This window comes from Gluconacetobacter entanii, assembly GCF_013155425.1.
GTDB classification, from domain to species: Bacteria; Pseudomonadota; Alphaproteobacteria; order Acetobacterales; family Acetobacteraceae; genus Novacetimonas; species Novacetimonas entanii.
Map to the genome: position 1 here is coordinate 24,184 of NZ_JABJWD010000087.1, position 20,844 is coordinate 45,027.

Genomic DNA, 20,844 nt, shown 5'->3' on the forward strand with positions numbered 1-20,844 from the left:
CTACATATCATCGACATACCTCATTGTGTCCCATCGATACAGATTGTTCAGCGCACATCAGATGCTTGGTAGGACTGTCAGCAACATGGATGGCTGCCGGTGATCCCCTCACGTTCAGAGCCGAAAACAGAAAAGGGTTGCTCCTGTCCCACGCAATTCTGCGCGTCAATCCGGCGACAGCATACCCCAAAAGAGGACACGAATCCGCTCTCGGGGCCTGCATGAAATAAAAAGCAACGCAGCCAATTTTTGCTGCAGCAGTCGCAAGATGATCTTCGAAGCTTCTTCCGTTATCCGGAGAAGCTCATGAAACATTCTCTGCTCATTTTTCTTTTGCCCATGGCGCTCAACGCCTGTGCGCAGAGCCTGTCGTCACCTTCTCCCATTGCGACGACCGGCATGGCCAATCCTGAACTGGCCTTGCAGCGGTCAATAGCAGAGACCACGACTGATCTTCGTGAACTTGGCAGCATCCGCCCGTCTCCGGTCGTGGCATCTGCCAACCAACCCCCGCTCCCCGATGACCTGACCCGCCGGATCTGGTTCGTGTGGGACGGCCCGCTGGGCAAGGCCGTCGCAAAACTCGGCCAGGAGATTGGCTATAGCGTGACTGTCACCGGCCATCCCCGAGCAATGCGCGTCGCGACCAACAGCGTTGCCGCCGTGGTGGATATCCTTCGGACATTGGGCGATCAGGCCGGAGATCAGGCCATGGTCTCGGTAGACCCGCTTCACCACGCGATAACGGTGGCCTGGCATGCGTAAGATGGCGCTCTTTCTATCTTCGGCCATCGTCGTGACGGCCGCAGGCAGCCCGACCCATGCGGCTTCTGTCTCCACGGGGAAGGTTGTCATTGAGGAGGGGCAGCACGTCCGGCTACCGACATCGTCTCCATCCCCGCCATCGGCCCGCAGCGGCACATTGGTCCCGGAGCCACAGCCGCCCCAGCCGGGTGCGGATCAGGTGGACGGGGCTGACCCCGCCCTTGCCAATCCCATCAATAAACCGGTGACAGGAGCCTCGACGCTCGACGAGGTGGTCGGCGGCGAAGCGCCACCCTCTCTTGAGGCCCTTGAGAATACCCGCCCCAATGACGAGCCAGGCGGTGACCTGAAACCCGGTCGAAGCGCCCAGCTTCGGGAAGCCGCGCATATTTACGGCGCGCAGGGCGGTCTGGCCGCCCGGGCATTCGCCATCAACGAGATGCTGCGGCGCCACGAGGAGACACTCGACGCCACTTATGATTTCCGGTCGATCGTACTTCCGATCGGGAGCGGCCAGACCCTCATGCAGCCCCCCATCGTCACCGAAGCACAGATGGCCTTTGCGCTCAATGACACCGGCCAGGTGGCGCACGAGACAGAATGTGTTTTCGAGATCACCCGGGAGGCACAACTGACATCCGCGCCCCCGGACTGGCGCACGTATCTCGTCCGGACATGGGGCAAACCGCATCACCCGGTAGCGGCGGCCCTGCCTCGCACAAAGGCGGAAGTGTCACACTGGAACCAGTGGGTGGCCGAAGGCTGGGCAGACGGAGAGAAGCAGGCAACCGAGATCTTCCTCTCCGATCTGTCGCGCCTGCAGCGCGACATTACCGGCATGGCCCGCTACCGGGTGCTGCTGAACGCCGGGCGCGTCGAAGAACCGCGCGTCGTGTTCGAGCACCAGGATGCCGTGGGAGGAGGAGACACCCTCCACCTCAATGACCGCACGATCCGGATCGCGAGCCAGCCGGGGCTTCAGGGCCACGTCCGGCGCGGAAGCGATTACGGTTATCCGGAGCATTGCCGATGAATATCACCATCCCCGTCACGACCGACGAACGCTGGCCGGATGAAGGCAGGAAAGCGTTTGCCTGGGTCGAGGAGCGACGGCGTAACGCGCCAGGGCTGGACTCCCTCCTTCGCTGGGCGCATGGCCTCGGCGCCTCGCGCATCGACATCAAGACCGGCCATCCGGTCACGATCAAGGTGCACGGCGTGATCCGCTACGCCACATGCAAAGCGACGGACTCCCTTGCGCTGGCGGATATCGTCGGCCATGTCTATGCCTCTGACGGGATGGCCATGCTTGGTGTCGGCCATATCCTCGATACGGCCTACAGCGTGGCACTGGACCGCAAGGTCAATCTGCGTTTCCGGATCAATCTTTCACCCATTTCGGTCAAGCGTGGCAGTGGCGTCCACATCGTCATGCGTCCGATCCCCGCCCGGCCCGCAAGCCTTGACCAGCAGATGGTCGAGCAGGAAATCCGGGACACGAACAGGCTCAAAAGCGGCATGGTCCTGTTTGGTGGGGCAACCGGTTCCGGAAAGACCACGTTGCAATTCGGGCTCGCCATCGAAAAACTGATGGACCCGACCGTATACTGCGACATGGCAACCGGCGAGGAGCCCATCGAGTTCCTGCTGGACGACCTGCGTCCGCCTTCAGGATCGCGGATCAGCCAGACGGAGATCCGCCCCCCTACCCTGACTTTTCCCACCTTCACCCGCAGCCTGACACGCCGCGAGATGAGCGATGGCATCATCACGGAATGTCGGGACGGCGAGACCATGAATGCAGCCATCAATATCGCCATGATGGGCGGTATCCTGGGCACGACGCTGCATGCAGACAGCGTCTCCCTCATGATCCAGCGCGCGATCGCGCTCTGTCCCCCCTCGGAACGTGACAACCTGGTCTCGGCCCTCGCTCAGGCGCTCCGGTTCTGCATCAACCAGCGCCTTGTGCCCCGCAAGGGCGGCGGGCGTGTTGCGATCCGCGAATTCCTCACCTTCGATCGTGATCTGCGCCGCAAGCTGACCCGGACCGAGCCGACAGACTGGCCGGACGTCGTGGCCGACGCGGTCGAGGCGCAGGGCCAGTCTTTCGGAAAGGCTATCCGCAAACTGCTTGATGCCGATCTGATCACCGAAGACACCGCACTGGCGGAAGAAAGGAGAGACGCGTGATGTGGCGTGCAACGGCCTATCCTGTCCGGGTTTTCATTCTCGATGCCCGCAGCTGTTTTCCCATTCTCATCTCCGTAACACACTGGAGCCTCACCACCCTGCTGATCGGGGTCTTCGGCGTGGTGTTTTTCGGCACGATCTCGTTTTTCGGGCTGACGCTGCCGGCCGCGATACGCTCCATGCGACGCTTCCTCATCGGGCCGGTCCGCACCGCCCTGCCGACATGGCAAAGGAGGCGGTTCTCATGAGCGCGATCGACCTGGCAGCGATCAGTGCGGCGCAGACACGGCTTCTGGCCGAAATCGGCAAGCCGATTGAACTGCTGGACCGTGGCACCGGAAAAAGGGTGGTCGTATCACCAGCTGACGCGGCACACCCTGAAGCCTATCTGCCGGTTTTCCTGATCAGTGCCGAAGCCCTGTGGCTGGAACTGACGGGAACGGGCTTTGCCCTTGATGTCAGCAGGACGCCCGACAGCGCGCTCGGCTATGCCGTACGCAAGGTACGCGCCGGTTCATTTACGGTCGTGATGTTATGTCTGATCGATGTCACGATGAGGCTTGCGGAGATGGACGACGCGCTGGTCCTCAATCATCTGATCGACTTCTGGGGCGAAGCCCATGGCCGGATCGCTGATGTCGCGCCAACCTTGCAGGGGGCGACATGATCCTCCGCCTCGCTCTGGCGGCACTCGGGGCGTTTCCCCTTTTTGTCGCCAGCACGACCGCCCGCGCCACGAGCATCGAAGAAAATGGCCGCCAGATTGCAGCCTGTCTGGAGGCTTCGGCAAAAATCTCCGGCGTGCCCCGCGGCGTGCTGCTCGTCCTCCTCTATGTCGAGGCCGGCCGCCCCGGAATGGTCAGCCCGAACGGTAACGGCACGGCGGATCTCGGACCGATGCAGGTCAACACGACATGGGTTGATCGCATCGCGAGGCGATGGCACAGCACGCCCGCGCAAACATATGCGGCGCTGCGCGACAGTTCGTGCGCCAATATCGAGGCAGGCGCCTGGATCCTTGGTCAGGCGATGCACGAAGCACACGGCGACCTCTGGCAGGCCGTGGCATTCTATCACTCTCATACCCCACGCCATGGCAATGCCTATCTCCGGCGTTTCTACGACATCGCCCTCACGATGATGGCCAGAAACCGCAGGGATGATCGCTCATGAGCACAAACCGCGTCCCATGGTCATCCAGCGATGACTATCTGCTCTTTTCCTCGATCATCATCATCGTCGGGGTCCTGCTGTTCAGCTACATGGCCTGGAGCCTGTGGCATACGCAGATCACAGCCGTCTATCTGTGGGCCATGCTGGGGCAGATCAACCTGCTGCATACGTCTAATCCCGACCTGATGCGCCTGCAGGTCCAGTTGCAGGCCGCGCAATATCGACCGGATCTGGTGCGGGCGATCCAGCTTTATTATGGCCTTGCAATCCTGGGCAACGCCCTGAAATGGCCGGTGGCCATCGTGATTGCCCTCCTGGGCGGGTTATGCATGTGGCGTGCTGCCCCCGGCCGATTTGCGAAAGCGCTCGATCTGGAAGGTCTGATCGCGGTCCAGGCAGAAATGTTTCCCACACTGAAAGGCTTCGTCCGACGCCGACTGGACAGGCTTGTAACGCCCACGGATGGTATCCCCCTGCCCGCGGACCCGGCCCTGACACGTGCCGAATGGGGCGCGCGCTTCGCTGTCGATGCACAGGGCCGCTACAGTGAAACCGGCGCGCTCGAGGCGTTCACGCGCCAGTTGGGCCGCCACTGGTCCAGCATCAACGCCGCATCCCCTGTCGAACAGGTGCTTCTCGTTGCCTTTGCGATGCACTACCTCCAGAGGCGCCGAGAAGCCCTCGCCCTGCTTGGTGAACTCTCTGCCGGTCTGGCCGACGCCGGCCTTGATGGTCCGCATGGTCCGCTGGCGCCGCTCACGGTGCCAGAGTCCGTTATGCGCAGCGCCCGCTCTGCCCTGCAGGACAAGGAAATCACAAACTGTATCGATACGGTCTGCGAGCGCAGCGGATGGAGCGTGACCGCGCTCATGACCCTGCTGCACGAGGCCCGGCGTCAGGCGGGCGTACTGGCACCCTCCTCATTCGCCATCGTGAAGCTTATCGACCGATCATTGTGGTACGCGCTGCACTCACTCGGCTTTCCTGCTGAAATCCCGGCCGAAGACCTTCATCCCAATCCCCGCATCGAGGCCGCCGGCGCGCGTGCGCACTGGAGCGAAGAGCGGCGCTACCAGCGTCCGATCTACATCCCTGCGGTTGAAAACGCACTCGCCATCCTGCGCCCGATGCCCGAAGCATAAGGATCTTCCCATGACCCGTATCATCCTCCACGCTGATGGCCGGGCGCCCATCACCATTGAACTCGACGGGACAGGCTTACAGCCGCTCCATTTCCATCTTGGATCTGATTTCGGGCATACGGAGACGAACGATGCGGCAGCCACTTTACCAGAAGCGGCAGCAGCACGGCGCTGGCGCCTGAAAAAGGCGTTGCCCGCGCTCATCGCCGGGGGGCTGGCCGCCATCCTGATCATCGGCACACGTCAGGCCATGGTTTCCGACCGCGCCGTTCCCGACACGGGGCCCACTGGCATGCTACGGCCGCCTGCAATTCTACCCCCACTCTCCGGCGCGCCCATGACGGACGAAGGCGCGCCAGGGGTCCGCTCAACCTATGTGCCGGGCGCGCGCATGCCGGTCGATGGAAATGTGGTCGGCAATCCCGACGGTCACCCGGCGAGCGCGGAAATCGATGCCGCACGACGCATCATGGCGCAGCGGCCTGTCATCACTTATCCGCAACCCCCAGGTAGCGCGCAGACAGCGCCGACGGCGCCGGTTTCCCCCACGGCACCAACCGCTCCCGTGGCGCCCACGATCGACACGGGAAAATCTCCTTTCGGGCTGGAAGACTGACGCATGGTGAAGCGCGAGATCGGCGGACCGCAGGTCCACCAGCAACTGAAACACGGCTCCACCTATCGCGACACGCGTCCCTTCACGGTCCGGATCGCCGAAGAGCTGCAATCCAGCAGTTCCGGGTTCGCCCTCATGATTCTGGCAGGGCTCAGCGTGCTGGCTCCCGCGATCGTCGGGATCATCTTTCCCCTCGCCCTCTGCCTGACGCTCTGGGTCATGACCCGCCAGCCCGTGCTGCCTTTTCATCTGCCCAGGTATTCCGGCCTGAAGGACAAACACGATCTTGATCCCAAAACCCGTCGGCCGCGGGCGGCGGCAGGCATCATATATCTTGGAACGGACGGACTGACCGGCCAGCAACTCTGGCTTTCATCCGACGCGGGGCGCCAGCACGCCGCCGTGCCCGGCACAACGGGTGCAGGCAAAACGACATCCGCCATCTCCCTGCTGGCCAATCCTCTCGCGCATGGATCCGGGTTCATCCTGATCGACGGCAAGGGTGACAACACGGTCCACGGCGATGTGCTGGCGCTTGCCCGCCGCTTCGGGCTGGACGACCAGGTGCTCAATCTCAATTTTCTGACCGCAAGCGGCATTCGCCAGTCCAATACGTTCAATCCGTTTGCAACCGGCAATGCCGACGCCATCCGTGAAATGCTGGTCAGCCAGCTTGGTGAGCCGTCGAGCAACGACGCCAACGGCGTCTTTCGGGACCGTGCTGTCGGCCTTGCCGGCACGATCGCTCCAGTGCTGACCTGGATGCGCGACACGCACGGCGTGCCGATCAACATCGAGACCATGCGCTACGCCATGGAACTGCGCTGGATCGGCACGCTGGCCCGGCATCGTGTGTTCCTGATCCGCAATCCCGGCTCCGATCACCCCATCGAGATCAGCGTTCCCGAAATTCCTGATGATATCCTCTATCCGGCCCAGGCCTATCTGGGCGAACTGCCGGGATATGATTCCTCTCTGGCGTGGAATGAGCAGAAGGAAAACAAACCGAGCGAGCAGCATGGCTACGCCAAGATGTATTTCACCCGGGTCTTCACACAGCTTGGCGTCAGTCTCGGACACATATTCCGTGCCCAGATCCCTGATATCGACATGCGCGATGTGGTGCTGAACCGCCGCATTCTCGTCGTCACGCTGCCCGCGCTGGAGAATTCATCGGATACGCTGGCCGGACTGGGCAAGATCGTGGTCGCGGCCGGTCGCGGCGTCATGGCCCAGCTTCTTGGCGCCCGCCTTGACGGCCCCGCCGAGCAGGTCTTCAAGCTCAAGGCAGGCAGCGGCGACGCGCCGTTCCATTTTTTCTACGACGAACTCTCCGCCTACGTCACGGACGGCATGGACCGGCAGCTGGCCATGGGACGCGGCCTGAACTGCATGTTCTGGCTGGGGTTTCAGGATCTTCCGGGTCTTACGACACGCATCGGCGACAAAGCCTTTACCCTGCTCGGCAACGCCAACCTCACCCACGCCATGCGCCTGCAGGATGCCATGCGCACGCGCGAGTGGATCGAAAAGCAGTCCGATCGGATCGAGGTCAGTCAAGCCACGCATTTCGAAGGCAACTCGGCTGGCAGTTACCGGGAAGGACGGGGTGCCGAAGTCCGGGAAGTCGCCCGTATTCCCTGGGCAGACCTTCAGTCACTCATCGAGGGCGAGGCCATAACGATGTATGTCGGCCGCATCGTCCATTCGAAGACGTTCTTTGCCGCCGTCAATGGGCGGTCAGGCGCGATCCGCATGGCCCAGCCGGTCATGCTTGCAGCGCCGCTGGACCTGAATCGGGTGCCCCCGGACCAGCAGTTGCTTGCCCTCCTCGCGACAATCGAAGGCGGTCTGTTTCAGTCTGAACTGACCACCGTACACGACGAGCCGGATGTTCGCGCACTCGAGGAAGCAGTCGACCGCCTCGGTTCAGGTTCTCAAGACATCCTGCGCAATTTTGCACAGATTGGTGCAGCAGTCGCCGCCGCACCACGCCGGGTTGCGACCGCCAATGACGATGAAGAGAATGAGCATGCAGCCGGAACAGACATGCTGACACCATTTTCCTATATGCTGCGTGACGCTGCCTCCATCCCGAAACCCGGTTTTCGGACACCGCCCCGCACCATACCTCCCATCGACGGTCACCTGCTTGGACGCCTGGAGGCTATTGAACGCCGCGTGGACCGGCAGCCCGGTGTAGCCCGGCGTCAGGCACTGCTTCTATTGGGTGTCAGGGACGCTATGACAAAAGGCGCACCGAAGGAGGGCGCGGCCAGCACCGGAATGACCGAAAAGGAAATCCTCGCCCAGATCAGGATATTGCGAGAAAAAACCTCGGCATGACGGGCACGATCATCATCCTTCCCGGCGGGGAAAGGTTCCAGCTCGAATGGCGCCGGACCGACCCGGAGCGCTGGGGACGCCGCCTGAAGGCAAAATATGATGAGAGCTGGAGCGCGGAGCGTTCTGACAAGGCGCGATGCCTGTGCCAGCATCGCGGGGCCTCACTGCCTCTACAGATCCGTTACCGGGCGGACAGTCACAGTTATCACCTCGCCGTATGGCCAAATGAAGGGCCACTTCATGAAAAGACATGCCCCTTCTACAAGCCTGATCCGGAGAAAAGTGGGCGCGCCAGCTATGTAAATAGCGTAATTCGCGAGGGTGAGGATGGGGATGTCGCTGTGACCCTGTCGATCGGCCTGCGCCGCAAGGGACCACCCCGGCCAGTCGATGACACGCCGCTGCCTGCTTCAGATCGGCCCGGACAGGCGCGACAGCGCCGGATGACGCCTCTCGGGCTGCTCCATCTCCTGTGGGAGCGGGCGGGGCTGACCGAATGGCGGCCGCAATTTGCCAGACACCGCACACCGACAGCGGCCCTGGGTCGGATCGCCTCTGCCGGAACCCGGATCCGGGCGCAGGGCCGACTGATCTCCGATCTTCTCTGCCCTGTTGCCCCAGGGCATGAAAAGTTCGGACGGCGTTTCCATGCCATTGTCAGGACAGAAGGAAAGGAAAACCATCTGTTCCTGATCGGGTTCGTGGAGGCTCTGGAACCAGATCCCAGGGGCAATTTCACCATGACCCTGAGCGGCCAGCGCAACGGTTACCGCTGCTTTCTGACAGTGCCTGCGGCCGAGAGGAACCGTCTTGCCCGGTCGCACCAGCTGGCGGCAGCCACGCTCGCCCTGCCCGAAGCGGCGCGGCAGGCACATGTTGTAGCGCTGCTCTATGTGACGGCACGAAACATCGGAACGCACAATAGCCGGTGGAGGGGCTGGATCCAGGCGGAAGTCAGGACCGGTGCCCTGATGACCGTCTCTCGCAGCATGCTTCCTTTCGAAAGCAGCCATGAACTGGCGGTAGCCGATGCCCTCGTGGCAGCGGGACGCGCATTCGAAAAACCACTACGTTTCGACGCAGAACGGGATCTCGTTTTTCCCGACTTCATCTTGCAGGACACCGCGCGGAGTGACGGATATCCAATGGAAGTTTTCGGTCGCACGGACGAGGCCTACACTACCAGACGAGCCGAAAAAGAAAACTACTACGACGCGACCTTCGGAGCAGGTGGATGGTGGTCATGGGATGCGACAACAGGGAGCCGGATGCCGCCTTTTCCATCAGGCAGGCTGAGATAAAACAGGGTGACTTCTTCACTTGGCTGCCTTATATGTAGCACCATGAAGCTGAACTCCCATCAGGTTGCTCTGGCAGCAATAAGAAAGCAGACCCTTGCGAACACGAAGAGCAAGCGGACAGCCCATGCGGCTTTGCTGCGAATGGGGATTATCGATAGCAAAGGCGCGGTTACCAAAGAGTACACGCGTGACCCACGCATTGAGGGCATGCTTAAAGCGTAACTGCGTTGACAGCTCTTCATACATCTTTTGTACTCGGTTATCATGGTTGTTCTGAAGAGGTCGGCCGGAAACTGATTAACGGAGAAAGCGCACCAACTCCGTCGGAGACCGACTACGATTGGCTTGGACCGGGTTTCTATGTCTGGGAGTCCGACCCGTTACGTGCGCAAGAATGGGCATATCAGAAACAGCGCAGGGATTCCGGTTTCAAACCGTTCGTTATTGGTCTGGTCGTAGATCTGGGCAACTGTCTTGATTTAACGACACGCGAAGACCTGGAGATGCTCAAGACCGCCTATGAAGGCCTGCGAGAGACATTAAGCACGGATGATATACCGATGCCGGTGAACCGTGATTCCCGGCACGACGTAAATAGTGATAAACTTTTTCGTAACCTCGACTGCGCTGTTATCAGGTATCTTCACGATTCTATTGAAGCCCCAGAGTCTCATCTCGCACCTTATGATACGGTGCGCGGCCTTTTCCAGGAAGGCGGCGAACTCTATCCCGGTAGCGCCTTCCGGGAAAAGACACACACGCAGATCGCAATCCGCAATCTGGATTGTATAAAAGGAATCTTTCGTCTGCCGGACTCTAGCGTCGGGATATAAGGTAGACAGCCGTCTGTTCATCATCATGACTGAATCAAAAGAACAGCCACGCCGCCTCGTCTGACGGCGCGCTCCGCTTTTGGTGGATGGCCTTCTTTCTGCCCCGACGCTTCTCCTGCGACCTCTCTGGCAATGCCGGTTCCGTTGCCCATATCATCAAATTCTGTCGCAGCAGACGTTATGTCTCGCCCCAATCCGATTTCTCGTGCAAGTTCCGATCTGCGCACTGTGTAATTGGGAGCGACCATAGGATAATGAGACGGAAGTCCCCACTTCCGCCGATATTCTTCAAGCGTCACGCCATAGGATGTTGATTTTCACTGAGAACTGATGGTGTGGACGGCTCGCAGTGGTCCTGGGAGGATGCTGAAGAGTTGACTGTCCAGTGGAGGAATCCATCACGCCGCAGTTGATCCGTACCATCAGTTCTCAGTGAAAATCAACGCCGTGAGGGCGCTTCAGCGAGTGGGAATTATTGATCACAAAGACGAAGTGACGGAAGCATACGCGTGGCCACGGCTGTCCATATATATTTTTTTACACAAGGCACCATTTATATGCGATTTTAAGCATCAATAAACGGTTTTGGACAACTCAGCAGGAATCTAATTCCAATGGCAGACCCGATTGGCGGTATGTGGCTCGCGCTGAAATATGATGCAGAGCCATTCGGTGGACTGGCTGTCAAAAGCCAGCTTGGCAGTCGCCGGTCGAGCAGTCATCATAATTTATACAGCATCGAGACATATCCCGAAAACATGCGTCCGGCCGACACGGCAGCCGCACATCTGCAGTTTCATCTGCGACACGAACCCACTAGCCTTGAGTTGCTGGCGCGCGTTTTTGCGAAGACCGGACCAGGTTTTGTCCAGGAGTGGATAAACAGTGCACCGACAGGGCAATATGCCAGACGGGCGTCATTTCTCTTTGAGTTCGTCACCGGACAAACGCTCGTGCCGCCAGTCGACCTCGGCGGCAACTACGTCTTCGCACTGGACGCATCTTTTCAGGTAACAGCTTCTCCGGACAAAACGAGCAACGTCAGCAGATGGCGCGTCCGTGACAACATGCCCGGGAACCGCTTTTTTTGCCCCTTTATCCCGCTTTCCAGTCAACTCAAGACGGCTGCGGAGACGGACGTATCTGCCGGTTACGGTGAACTGGTGCAGGAGTTCGGTGAGAGCATGCTTGCCCGGGCCGCAGTGTGGCTGACAAATCGTGAAAGCAAGGCAAGTTTCACCATTGAAGGCGAGGAGCATCAACTTGACCGGATCCAGCGCTTCAGCCACGTACTCGCCACGAGAACCGGGCAAGGGACAGTCCCCCTGACAGATACTGACCTTGCCGAATTGCAACGCAACATCCTCGGTGACGTCACAATAACCGAGCATTTTGGCTTGCGACTGTCTCCGGTATTCGTTGGAGAATACATGATGAGGTACGAGAATGTTGTTCATTACCTCGCGCCTCCCGCAGACGACGTAGCGGATATGCTTGAGGGATTAAAAATTTTCCTCGACAGGACTGAAGGACAGTCTCCTGTCATGCGTAGCGCCGTGGCAGCCTTCGGGTTTGTCTACATCCATCCTCTTTCTGACGGGAACGGCCGTGTCCACCGGTTCCTGATAAATGACGTTCTCAGGCGGGACGGCGCCATCCCCGACCAGATCATCCTTCCCATCTCAGCCACCATCATTGGAGACCCGACGAGCAGGCGAAACTACGACCAGATTCTGGACAGGGTTTCAAAACCCCTGATGCGACAGATCACGGATCATGTCTCTTTCGATCGTGACATGAAGACCTATCCTGATGGGATAAAATCCAATCTCGACTTCTCAAGCCCTGATCTGGCAAGACCGGCCTGGCGCTATATCAATTTCGCCCCCCACGTTATCTATCTCAGCGCAGCACTAGAGATGACCATCAAGCACCACATGAAAGAGGAAGCCATATATCTCCGGTCGCACCATAATGCCCGGCAGGCACTCAAGGAGCTTGTTGAAATGCCGGATATGGATGCCGACCGCATCATCAGGTCATTACGGGATACTCGTTTCATACCCAGCGGCAAGATTCAGAAAGAATATCCCATGATCGAAAAATTCACGCTTTGGAACGCCATCTCTGAGGCGCTGAGGCATTCATTCTCTGAATGACTACACGTGGACCGCCCGTGACAAGAAGAAAGTTGTCCGTCACCAGACATGGGATCTGCAAAAGGATTGTCCGAGTGGAAAAGGCAGGCTGCCCTCGTGAGAGCACAACTTTGTAGACATCGCTTATGGATTTTCACTGAGAACTGAATTCTTCCACAAGGTGCATAACGCAAGGCTTAGGATCGCGATCCGCAACCTGGATTGTATAAAAAGCATCTTTCGTCCGGATTTATCGACGTAACGCCCCGAACTGGATCATGGTCCGGTCAAACAGGAACAGCCGCTGTCGGCACCCTACGACGTAGCGAAGAAGTTCTGCCTTCGTATATTGCCGCGTTCCTGAGCCAGCAGAGCGCCGCGCCGCCCGGTCGGCGGCGCGTTCCCCTTTTAGTGGATGGCCTTCTTTCTACCCCGGCGACGTCCTTGCGGCCTGTCAGACAATGTAGGATCCGTCGCGCCCTCATCACCAGATTTGGTGGCAGTGGACATTATATCCCGCCCCAGCCCAATCTCTCTTGCAAGTTCCGATCGGCGTACTGTGTAATTGGGAGCGACCATAGGGTAATGAGATGGAAGTCCCCATTTCCGCCGATATTCTTCAGGCGTCATGCCATAGGATGCCTGCAGATGCCGTTTGAGCATTTTCAGCTTTTTCCCATCTTCAAGACATATGATATAATCCGGAAATACGGACCGCTTGATGGGAACGGCAGGTATCTGTTCTTTTACGCCCGAAGCAGTCGGGACGGACAATGAATTGTAAACAGTCCCAATCAGCCTGATAAGTTCGTCCGGCGATATTTTATTTTCCGATACATAAGCAGTTATGATTTCCACGGTCAGCGCCAGCTGTCTTTGTTGTTCTTCGGGCATTGTCCATCACCTCAACAGACGAAAAAACTGTGGCCCTGTATATAGCACCGCTATTGGGAATAGTCCTCGACGTTTTCGAGGATTTGGCAGATTGCAGAACTGGTATGCTCTTGAGCAGATATCCGATAGGATCCTGCGCCTGCTCATCTGTATTTCATCTGACCGTCAACACTTCTTGCTTTCTACGGCAATCCTGTTACCCGTTTCCCGCCCAGCATCAAGACGCCATATCTGCGATAAGAGATCATCTGGATCCGGTGTCAGCAGAACACTCAGACACAGCTTCCTCTTCGGTCCAGGAAGGTCTTGAGGCGTGAACATGCCCGGAAGCTTCAGTTGGACCAATAACGCATAGCAGGCTTTCAGGGATCGGTTCGCGTACAACATCATTGAACCGAGTACGCAACTCCTTCTTCAACCAACAGTCGAACGGATCAGGATCTCCCCGGAAAGACACATCATGCATCATTGACCTGCTATCTACTGCTCGCCGCCTCCCTAACGATACTCAGCCGACTTCGTTGCGCAAATGACCAAAGCGTGCGTCAGATCTGAGATGTTGTCGCGGTATGGCACACTGTCAGCGGGATCCAGATACGGGTGAGAACAGCAGAAAGCCGGACGCTCTAGCTGGCGGCGCCTGGCGACGCAGATGGCACAGGGGGACGCCTGCCCAGCACCTGGGCGGCCCGTTGGCTCCGAAGCGTCTGCTCCGCACCCGTCATGACCGCTGGTGCGTTCCTGATCATGACCTGCAGCCTGGCGTCGATCTCGGCCAGACGCGCCTTATGCAAGCGCTCGGCCTGCCGCGCCTGCGTTTCCAGAATAATCTCCCTTCCATAGGGGCGACCTGACTTCGTCAGTGTCTCCTGCATGCGCCCAAGCGCGATCAGTTCGCGGATCCTCGCATCCCGGGCCTTGCGGGTTCGGGCAACCAGATCCGTGCCCAATGATTTATATGGTTTATGCGCCATTTTCTTTGCCACATGATTCCACAGATCGTCACTGGTGATGGGCGTCGTGTCCCCAAGCGCCCTCTGGTTCCGGACCGCCTCAAACGTCGCGCCATCGGAGATCATGGTCCATGTGGTTCCGCGCGCCCGGCTTTCCGCGACGTATGAGGTAAATCCCGTCGCCAGTTCGACGCCTCGCGGCAGGGCGTTGATGTGCTCATCTGAAGTAAGCCCCTGTGCCGCATCAATCGTCATGGCATGTCCGAACCCCAGCAACACCCGACCGGTCTTCACATCACGAAACCGCCGCCATTCAACATCAGCAACAAGCCCCTCCTTCGTGCGGACGCGAAGCCCCGCATCGCCATGAGCCAGAACCTCCACCACATCACCGTTATTTCCAACCGTGGCGCCCTTTCCATCCACGCTGCCCCATGTCCGACGATACAGCCGAAGCCGGTCGCCCGTAGCGATCGCGAGATCATAGGTTTCGCCGCGCTGATCAATAGCCTGCACGGTGATTTCATGCGTCGAGATCTCGCCGCGCTCCTGCAGGATTTTACGGACAGCACGACTCAGATCGGCAGCATCCTGATTGGTCAGCGCCGACATGCTGATCGTCTTGGTCCGGCCTCGCCGCAGGCCGGCACCGTCGGCGACCAGGGCATCGCGACGCGTCACATACAGCCGGGCAATATCCTGCAGGACTTCCTCATGGTCGCCGCCGACCAGACGGATCGTTCCATCCGCCCGTTTCATATCGATCGCATCCCGGACTTCCTTCAGATGGAACCTGTTACGGACGTCGTCATCATTTTCCTCGTCCGTATGCGCGTTGGCCGCAGCCCCCGTGAACTCGTGGGCTTCCAGATCGCTCTCTTCCGGTTCTGCGCCACGAAACAGATCAGCAATCTCGCGATTTCTTGCAGATACCTGCCGGACGCTGGACAGAAGTTCAGGCATATCTTCCGGATCCAGGACCCGGCGCAACATCTCGATGGCGTCCCCTGCCTCGATATTCTGCGCCTGCTCGTGGTCACCCAGCGCCTTGATCGTGCAACCAGTATCACGCTGCACCTGTAACAGGCGAAGCATCTGGCGTGGGCCGACCTGACCGACCTCGTCAATCACCAGTACCGTGTTTCGATCCACATCGACGTCACCCCTCTCCAGCCGCGCCAGAAAGGGCAGCATAGCGCTTGTGTCAAAGATGCCGGCCTCACGTAATGCGTCTGCCTGGCGCCAGGCATTGGCAATCCCGATAACCCTGCGACCATTCGTGTCATAACGCGTATCATGTTTCCACGCATCAACCAGCGGAGACAGCAGGGCCGTCTTCCCGGAACCCGCGACGCCGGTGAGCATGGAGAGCGCGCCGCCCCGGCCAAGAGCGTAGATCGCAGCCTTTTGCGTCTTTCCATGTTCGCTCGCGAAGTCAAGCGGCGATCGTCCGATCGCTTCTGTGATCTGGCGGTCCGACAGCGCCCCGCTCCGGTCTCCTGAAGCACGAGCCGCCTGAATCGCGAGGTCCTCCTCGATAGCGATCTGCGCGGAATTCGTCACCCTCAGCCGGTCGCCACGCATCTCCTGAATCAGCGAGACCCGTTCCCCGCCGAGTTCAAGACCACGCTGTTCAATAAGGGCCACGACATGATCGATGTCCTTCACCCCACCCTCGATGCCGGTGCCGATCAGGCCCCGGGCAGCATACGTTCTGAGCTTGTCGTGATCGATCACGGCGGCTGTTTCAAACTCCCTTGCGAGATGACGGGCAGCGAAACGGTAGGCAATATCGTATCGTTGTTCCCTGGTGCCCACAGGCGCTGCTGGCGTGCCAAGCAGACTTTTTTCCTCCCAGCCAAGACGCCTGGCCTGCTCGCGCCATATCTCATGGTCACTCGTACCTTTGTCCTTGTCGAGCCGGGCTGCCAGGCCGGCCATGGACAGGATGCGGCGCTTGCGGTCGATCGGCATATGCGCCCAGTCCGCTCCTTCCGCCGCGGCGTACTCCTTGGCCGCCCTGATGACGTTGCGTCGTCCCTTGCTGAAGAAATCCGATATATCCTGCGGCACGGCCGAGATGACCGTCGCCTGTTCATTCGCATCGTATTGCTGGGCGATGCCGATCCGGCGCAGTTCATCAGCGAGCTGTGCCTGGAAATATGCTCCAAATTCGTGAACGCGCGATCGCAGCCGCTTCGTGTCGAGTGAACCCACATGTCCCTCTTCCGTGACTACGACATTGAACAGGGCATTATGGATATGGGCATGGGGATCGCCGCCTGTTGGCGTATCGATCAGATAGGTCTGGCCTGTCTCCGCGTCACGCGCCTCGACCGTCGGGCGCGCGGTATCATGCCGGAATGACACCCAGGCGACCTCGCCCGGGTTGGCACCGTCTTCGCCCCCATGACCGCGCCGCGCGAAACCGATTTCCCGCGCGACATAGAGCATGGTGGCGTCGTTTGCCCGATCAATGGCGTGCCAGATGGCTGCCCTCTCGGCCTCGGTCGGCGCAAACTCGGCCGCAAGCGTAACTGATTTGTGTGGCGCCAGGGTCAGATCATAGGCACTGATCTTGCGGGCGTTCCTTGACCAGTCATCGCCATTATCGGCCCTCTTTGCTTCAAACAGGCGATTGAGTTGCGCGTTCTTAGGTGGTGTCTTCGGATCAATGCCAAGAGCCGCTGCAATCTCGGGTCGCATGCCCGGTCGCCACGAGGCCCGCCCATCGCGACCGGTGTAATAGCTGGTCAGTCGGCCACCATCCGCGTCAGGCACTTTTCCAGGCTGGGTACGGAAATCGTGCTCTGGATCTGGCAGTTCCTGCGTGAAATAGGCAGTGATCAGCCGACCGCTGCTCTCAGCCGAGATTTTCCGGAACGTCATCATCAGGCATCGGCTCCATCCTCATCATTGGGCCGGGCCGAGCGGGGCATCCTGCCCTCCTGAATATCGAGCACCCTGCCGGTTGTAAGATCAATACGTCTGAGCATAGGGTTCTGGGCTGCGATCAAGGTTACCAATCGGCCGAGAATCTCATCAAGCGTGGGCCCGTCGGAATCTTCCGGCGAGAGGATTTCAATAATCAGGGATAGCTTGTCCTCAATAGCCCGAAGCCGTTCCCATAGGTCGTCGCCCCGGACTGGGGATATGCCTCGTCTCCCGGTTGTCTCGCTCATCTTCATCGCTTCCCACGTCAGAACATGGGAAAGTGTCACGTAGCATCACGCGACTGTAACGCTATCAGATCGCACGTGGCGTGACCGAACAGGCATCCTGTAAGACGCCGCCGCGAGCACGCTCCCGACAGTGGCCGCCATGCACGCGCCAATCGCAGTTATCGTCCCGCCCGCCCCACCGTCCGTAGCTCCTTCGGGATTCAAGACGTTGGCTTGGTAGCCCATCGCCTTCGTCATGGCGTCGGCATGGTTGGCGATGTCATTGGCCGTCAGGGTGCCCGTCGTCAGCATAGTGCTCGACTTCTCGAGGTCAGGCCCGATATTGGACTGAACCGCAATCAGGTCGATGTTGCCCTTGGCGGTGTCGCCTTTCTCGAACAGGTCGGAAACGGACTTGACCTGCCATAACGCCTGCGCCAACGTCGGCCGTCACGCCCGTCGTCGATGCCTGTGCATCACCATCGAAGCCAGCTTGTTACGTGTTTGCCACTCGGATAAGCGGCACGTCTACATCGCCAATCCAAAACCAGGAGGGCAATATTCATGTAGGCACTTTGCAAATTGTGCCTAATTGTGTGCATTTCCATTAACGACCGCTACGTTATGTTAAAAGCAACCTCAGACGGAGACGCAACCCTTTTCCTGCCATGATTTTTTCATCTGGGGAAGGCATGCTATGATTTTATCTAAATCTTCTGTCATTTTTGGAAATACAGTCTTATATTCATCGCTTCGATAACGCTTAACAAATTCGAAGTCACCAAGGATACACCGAACGATACAAAGCATAACTCCACGCTCTTGCTCGTATTCTTTATACCCTCCAGATGCTGTTACGGCATACCGTGCAGGAAGCTCTTCCAGCATGTCTTTTTCACTATTAAAATTATAATGACTTTCAAAGAATGCAACGCCTTGAAGAAATATTCTTTTAATCACGTCTTTAAATTCGTTTGCGTCACGCCAATACGGCTTATCTGATCCTCCAGCTTCTATAAACATCGCTCTATTTTGAATAAACCGTGGCGTAGATTGCAAAAATTCTGGCAACATGTTTAGCGAGCCTCTGATGTCCGAGAACGTTACGCGCGATGTATGGACAGATGTTCCTAATATTTTTTTATATAGCCGCATTGTTTTTTTATTATCTAGAAATAGCACAGGAAAAGGCATTACTTCTCCCAGAGGGCCAACCCGATCAAACCGAAGTCCTGGCTCGACGACTAAAGTCGTATGCTTTAGAGATTTATTCCTAAACTGGTCGGATACGAACTCCCAACCATCATACCCTTCAATAGCCTCCCGGCATAATGCTAGGATATCATTCTTAAATACTGACATTTTATAACCCCATAGTGCACGTAATACGATAACAGGTACAGCATTTTTATTTCCATTAATCCTTGCAGTCCCAGCACGTTTTTTACCCACTGCAGTCGCACCGCCGATCATGCCGCCCAATGCCCCTTCTCCTGAAGCCGGGCTGTTGGTCAGGACGCCGACGAATGTCTTCTGGGCATCGGGATCATCCAGAAACAGGCTGTTTGCCATCGAAACCGCGATCGGATCAGTCAGTTTGTATAAAGCTCGAGACCACGCGACACCAACCGCCTCCCCCAGAACGTTGCCACGTCCTAATGTGGCGCCGACGGCGTTACCTGCGGCTTCAAGCCCAGCCCGGCCCACGCCCCCTTCTCCAAAAGCTTTTTTGTCAACGGACTCCAGACCGGTCGAGACCATGTCGCCGACCTGTCCCACGACCTGCGATCCGACCTGCTGGACCTGCAACTCGTTCTGCATCTGCTGGGCGTCGAAGGTGTTGGTCAGCGGATGGCTGGACGTGGAGGGCGAGCGGGAGAGGTCGCCACTGGTGCTGCCGGCTGCGATCTGCACGTTCGACCCGATGGCCGACTGCGTGACCGAACTGGCGTCCTTACGGGTCGCAGCCCCCAGCAGGCCACCGGCATTGGCCGCCATGCCCGCGCCGATCGCGGTGGCGGAGCTGCCGGTTCTTCCATCCGTAGTAGCCCCTTCGGGATTCATGACGTTGGCCTGATAGCCCATCGTCTTCACCGTGGCGTCGGCATGGTCGGCGGTGTCATTGGCCACCAGCGTGCCCGTGGACAGCTGGTTGAGCGCGGCCACCGCCGTGCTTTCGATCACTCCCCCGTTCAGGGTCGTCGTGCCACTCGCCGTGACATCAAGACCGCCACTGCCCGCATACAGCCCGGACTGGGTCGCCTCGGTCGAGGCATAGCTGTCCTTGACGGTCGTGTGGCTGAAACTCGCGCTGCCCCCGATGTCACCCGCGCCCCAGACCGGGACCGAGAAGCTGGCGTCAATGCCCGTGGTCTTCGAATTGTAGCCCGACGTGTCCTGCGCCGTGGTGATGGTCAGGTCTTTCGTCGCGACATCAATCGACCCGCCGCTGATCTCCGCCCCGTTCAGGGTCGTCGTGCCGGTCGCGTTGGCGATGGTGACGTTGTCCGTGCCGCTGACCGTGCTGTCCACCGCCGTGCTGGACGCGGCATTGGTGTTGGTCTTCGAGGCGCCGAATTCTCCCTCGATGCTGACCCCGGCCCCTTTCGTGCCGATGCTGGCCGAAGCCCCCACGCTCGCCTCGATCGATTTCGAGCTGGCGACCTCGTGCGTCGTGTCATACCCCGCCTGCAGCGCCACCTGCCCCGGCGCGGTCAGGGTCACGTCCTGGCCCGAAAGCTGGGACGCCGTCGCCACGATATTGCCCGACTGGCTGTCGGTCGGCACACCGCCTGTCGCGGTCACGGCCAGCGTGTTGCCAGCCGCCGCCGTCGAACCCTGCACCGTGCCCGTCGTCAGCGTCATGCTCGACTTCTCGAGGTCAAAGCCGATATTCGACTGCACCGCAATCAGGTCGATATTGCCTTTTGGGGTCTTGCCTTCCTCGAACAGGCTCGACAGGGATTTCACCTGTGTAATCCCGCCCTTCATGCTGGCCATGACCCCGGTCGAGACGCCCGTCATCGCCGCCTGCGCACCATCCAGGGCCGCAAGCTTCCCACTATCCTTGCCACTCGCCTGGGAGGCAGACAGGGCGATATCCACCATCTGCCCCACGACCGAGTTCGGGTTGAGCCCCGTGGTATCGCCGATGAACAGTGACTTGTGCGTCTGGGTCTGGGTGGCGACATCCTCAAGCGCATTGAATGACACCGACGATCCCGTGACCGTCGCATCCTTCGTAACCGGCCGCTCTGGGCCGCCTTGATTATGCGGCCTGTCTGTGCAGTGTATTCACGGGTTTCCAGTTCCATGGCAACAGTTCGTGG

Annotated in this window: 17 protein-coding genes and 1 pseudogene; 12 read left to right on the plus strand and 6 right to left on the minus strand. The window is 59.0% G+C overall.

Annotated features, from left to right (window positions below; all coding sequences use genetic code 11):
- The first annotated feature begins 306 nt into the window (after positions 1–306).
- The 11 genes from HNH97_RS14475 (at position 307) to HNH97_RS14525 (ending at position 10,369) form a co-directional block, all read left to right on the plus strand.
- Positions 307–765, plus strand: coding sequence for a DotD/TraH family lipoprotein (locus HNH97_RS14475; RefSeq protein ID WP_025811685.1), 459 nt, complete (start codon positions 307–309; stop codon positions 763–765).
- Complete coding sequence (locus HNH97_RS14480) at positions 758–1,798, plus strand: type IV secretory system conjugative DNA transfer family protein (protein WP_039998254.1); 1,041 nt, start codon at positions 758–760, stop codon at positions 1,796–1,798. The genes HNH97_RS14475 and HNH97_RS14480 overlap by 8 nt, the downstream gene beginning before the upstream one ends.
- Positions 1,795–2,958: a type IV pilus twitching motility protein PilT gene (locus HNH97_RS14485; RefSeq protein ID WP_007396180.1), complete on the plus strand. Its 1,164-nt coding sequence runs from the start codon at positions 1,795–1,797 to the stop codon at positions 2,956–2,958. Before HNH97_RS14480 ends, HNH97_RS14485 begins: the two co-directional genes overlap by 4 nt.
- The gene (gene icmT / locus HNH97_RS14490) at positions 2,958–3,206 is read left to right on the plus strand and encodes an IcmT/TraK family protein (protein WP_010511855.1); all 249 of its coding nucleotides are present in this window, start codon (positions 2,958–2,960) and stop codon (positions 3,204–3,206) included. The genes HNH97_RS14485 and icmT overlap by 1 nt, the downstream gene beginning before the upstream one ends.
- Positions 3,203–3,625: a hypothetical protein gene (locus HNH97_RS14495; RefSeq protein WP_039998253.1), complete on the plus strand. Its 423-nt coding sequence runs from the start codon at positions 3,203–3,205 to the stop codon at positions 3,623–3,625. Before icmT ends, HNH97_RS14495 begins: the two co-directional genes overlap by 4 nt.
- Positions 3,622–4,131: a lytic transglycosylase domain-containing protein gene (locus HNH97_RS14500; protein WP_007396178.1), complete on the plus strand. Its 510-nt coding sequence runs from the start codon at positions 3,622–3,624 to the stop codon at positions 4,129–4,131. Before HNH97_RS14495 ends, HNH97_RS14500 begins: the two co-directional genes overlap by 4 nt.
- On the plus strand, positions 4,128–5,273 hold the full coding sequence (locus HNH97_RS14505) for a secretion/conjugation apparatus DotM-related subunit (protein ID WP_112210244.1): 1,146 nt from the start codon (positions 4,128–4,130) through the stop codon (positions 5,271–5,273). Before HNH97_RS14500 ends, HNH97_RS14505 begins: the two co-directional genes overlap by 4 nt.
- A 10-nt stretch (positions 5,274–5,283) precedes the next feature.
- Complete coding sequence (locus tag HNH97_RS14510; protein WP_112210243.1) at positions 5,284–5,889, plus strand: hypothetical protein; 606 nt, start codon at positions 5,284–5,286, stop codon at positions 5,887–5,889.
- A 3-nt stretch (positions 5,890–5,892) separates the two neighbouring features.
- Positions 5,893–8,235 (plus strand): type IV secretory system conjugative DNA transfer family protein, encoded by a 2,343-nt coding sequence (locus tag HNH97_RS14515; protein WP_171791354.1) that lies wholly within the window; start codon positions 5,893–5,895, stop codon positions 8,233–8,235.
- The gene (locus HNH97_RS14520; RefSeq protein ID WP_112210239.1) at positions 8,232–9,536 is read left to right on the plus strand and encodes a DUF1173 family protein; all 1,305 of its coding nucleotides are present in this window, start codon (positions 8,232–8,234) and stop codon (positions 9,534–9,536) included. The genes HNH97_RS14515 and HNH97_RS14520 overlap by 4 nt, the downstream gene beginning before the upstream one ends.
- 227 nt (positions 9,537–9,763) lie before the next feature.
- Positions 9,764–10,369 carry a hypothetical protein gene (locus tag HNH97_RS14525; RefSeq protein ID WP_081749555.1) on the plus strand — a complete coding sequence of 202 codons (606 nt, stop codon included), beginning with the start codon at positions 9,764–9,766 and terminating at the stop codon, positions 10,367–10,369.
- Positions 10,370–10,403: 34 nt separating this feature from the next.
- Here HNH97_RS14525 and HNH97_RS18305 read toward each other — a convergent pair.
- A pseudogene (locus tag HNH97_RS18305) lies at positions 10,404–10,677 on the minus strand (MucR family transcriptional regulator); the annotation flags it as partial.
- Between the two features lie 306 nt (positions 10,678–10,983).
- Between HNH97_RS18305 and HNH97_RS14535 the strand changes: the two are divergent.
- The gene (locus HNH97_RS14535) at positions 10,984–12,528 is read left to right on the plus strand and encodes a Fic family protein (protein ID WP_171791355.1); all 1,545 of its coding nucleotides are present in this window, start codon (positions 10,984–10,986) and stop codon (positions 12,526–12,528) included.
- Positions 12,529–12,915: 387 nt separating this feature from the next.
- Here HNH97_RS14535 and HNH97_RS14540 read toward each other — a convergent pair whose 3' ends face one another.
- The 5 genes from HNH97_RS14540 to HNH97_RS14565 all read right to left on the minus strand — a co-directional run bounded on the left by HNH97_RS14540 (position 12,916) and on the right by HNH97_RS14565 (position 20,728).
- Entirely contained in the window at positions 12,916–13,401 is a 486-nt protein-coding gene (locus HNH97_RS14540; RefSeq protein WP_171791356.1) for a MucR family transcriptional regulator, read from the minus strand.
- 626 nt (positions 13,402–14,027) lie between these two features.
- Entirely contained in the window at positions 14,028–17,246 is a 3,219-nt protein-coding gene (gene mobF / locus HNH97_RS14545; RefSeq protein ID WP_171791357.1) for a MobF family relaxase, read from the minus strand.
- Entirely contained in the window at positions 17,246–17,542 is a 297-nt protein-coding gene (locus HNH97_RS14550) for a hypothetical protein (RefSeq protein WP_010511920.1), read from the minus strand. Before HNH97_RS14550 ends, mobF begins: the two co-directional genes overlap by 1 nt.
- Before the next feature lie 39 nt (positions 17,543–17,581).
- The gene (locus tag HNH97_RS14555; RefSeq protein WP_171791358.1) at positions 17,582–17,956 is read right to left on the minus strand and encodes a hypothetical protein; all 375 of its coding nucleotides are present in this window, start codon (positions 17,954–17,956) and stop codon (positions 17,582–17,584) included.
- Positions 17,957–18,154: 198 nt separating this feature from the next.
- Positions 18,155–20,728: a hemagglutinin repeat-containing protein gene (locus HNH97_RS14565; RefSeq protein ID WP_265176036.1), complete on the minus strand. Its 2,574-nt coding sequence runs from the start codon at positions 20,726–20,728 to the stop codon at positions 18,155–18,157.
- Positions 20,729–20,844: the final 116 nt, after the last annotated feature.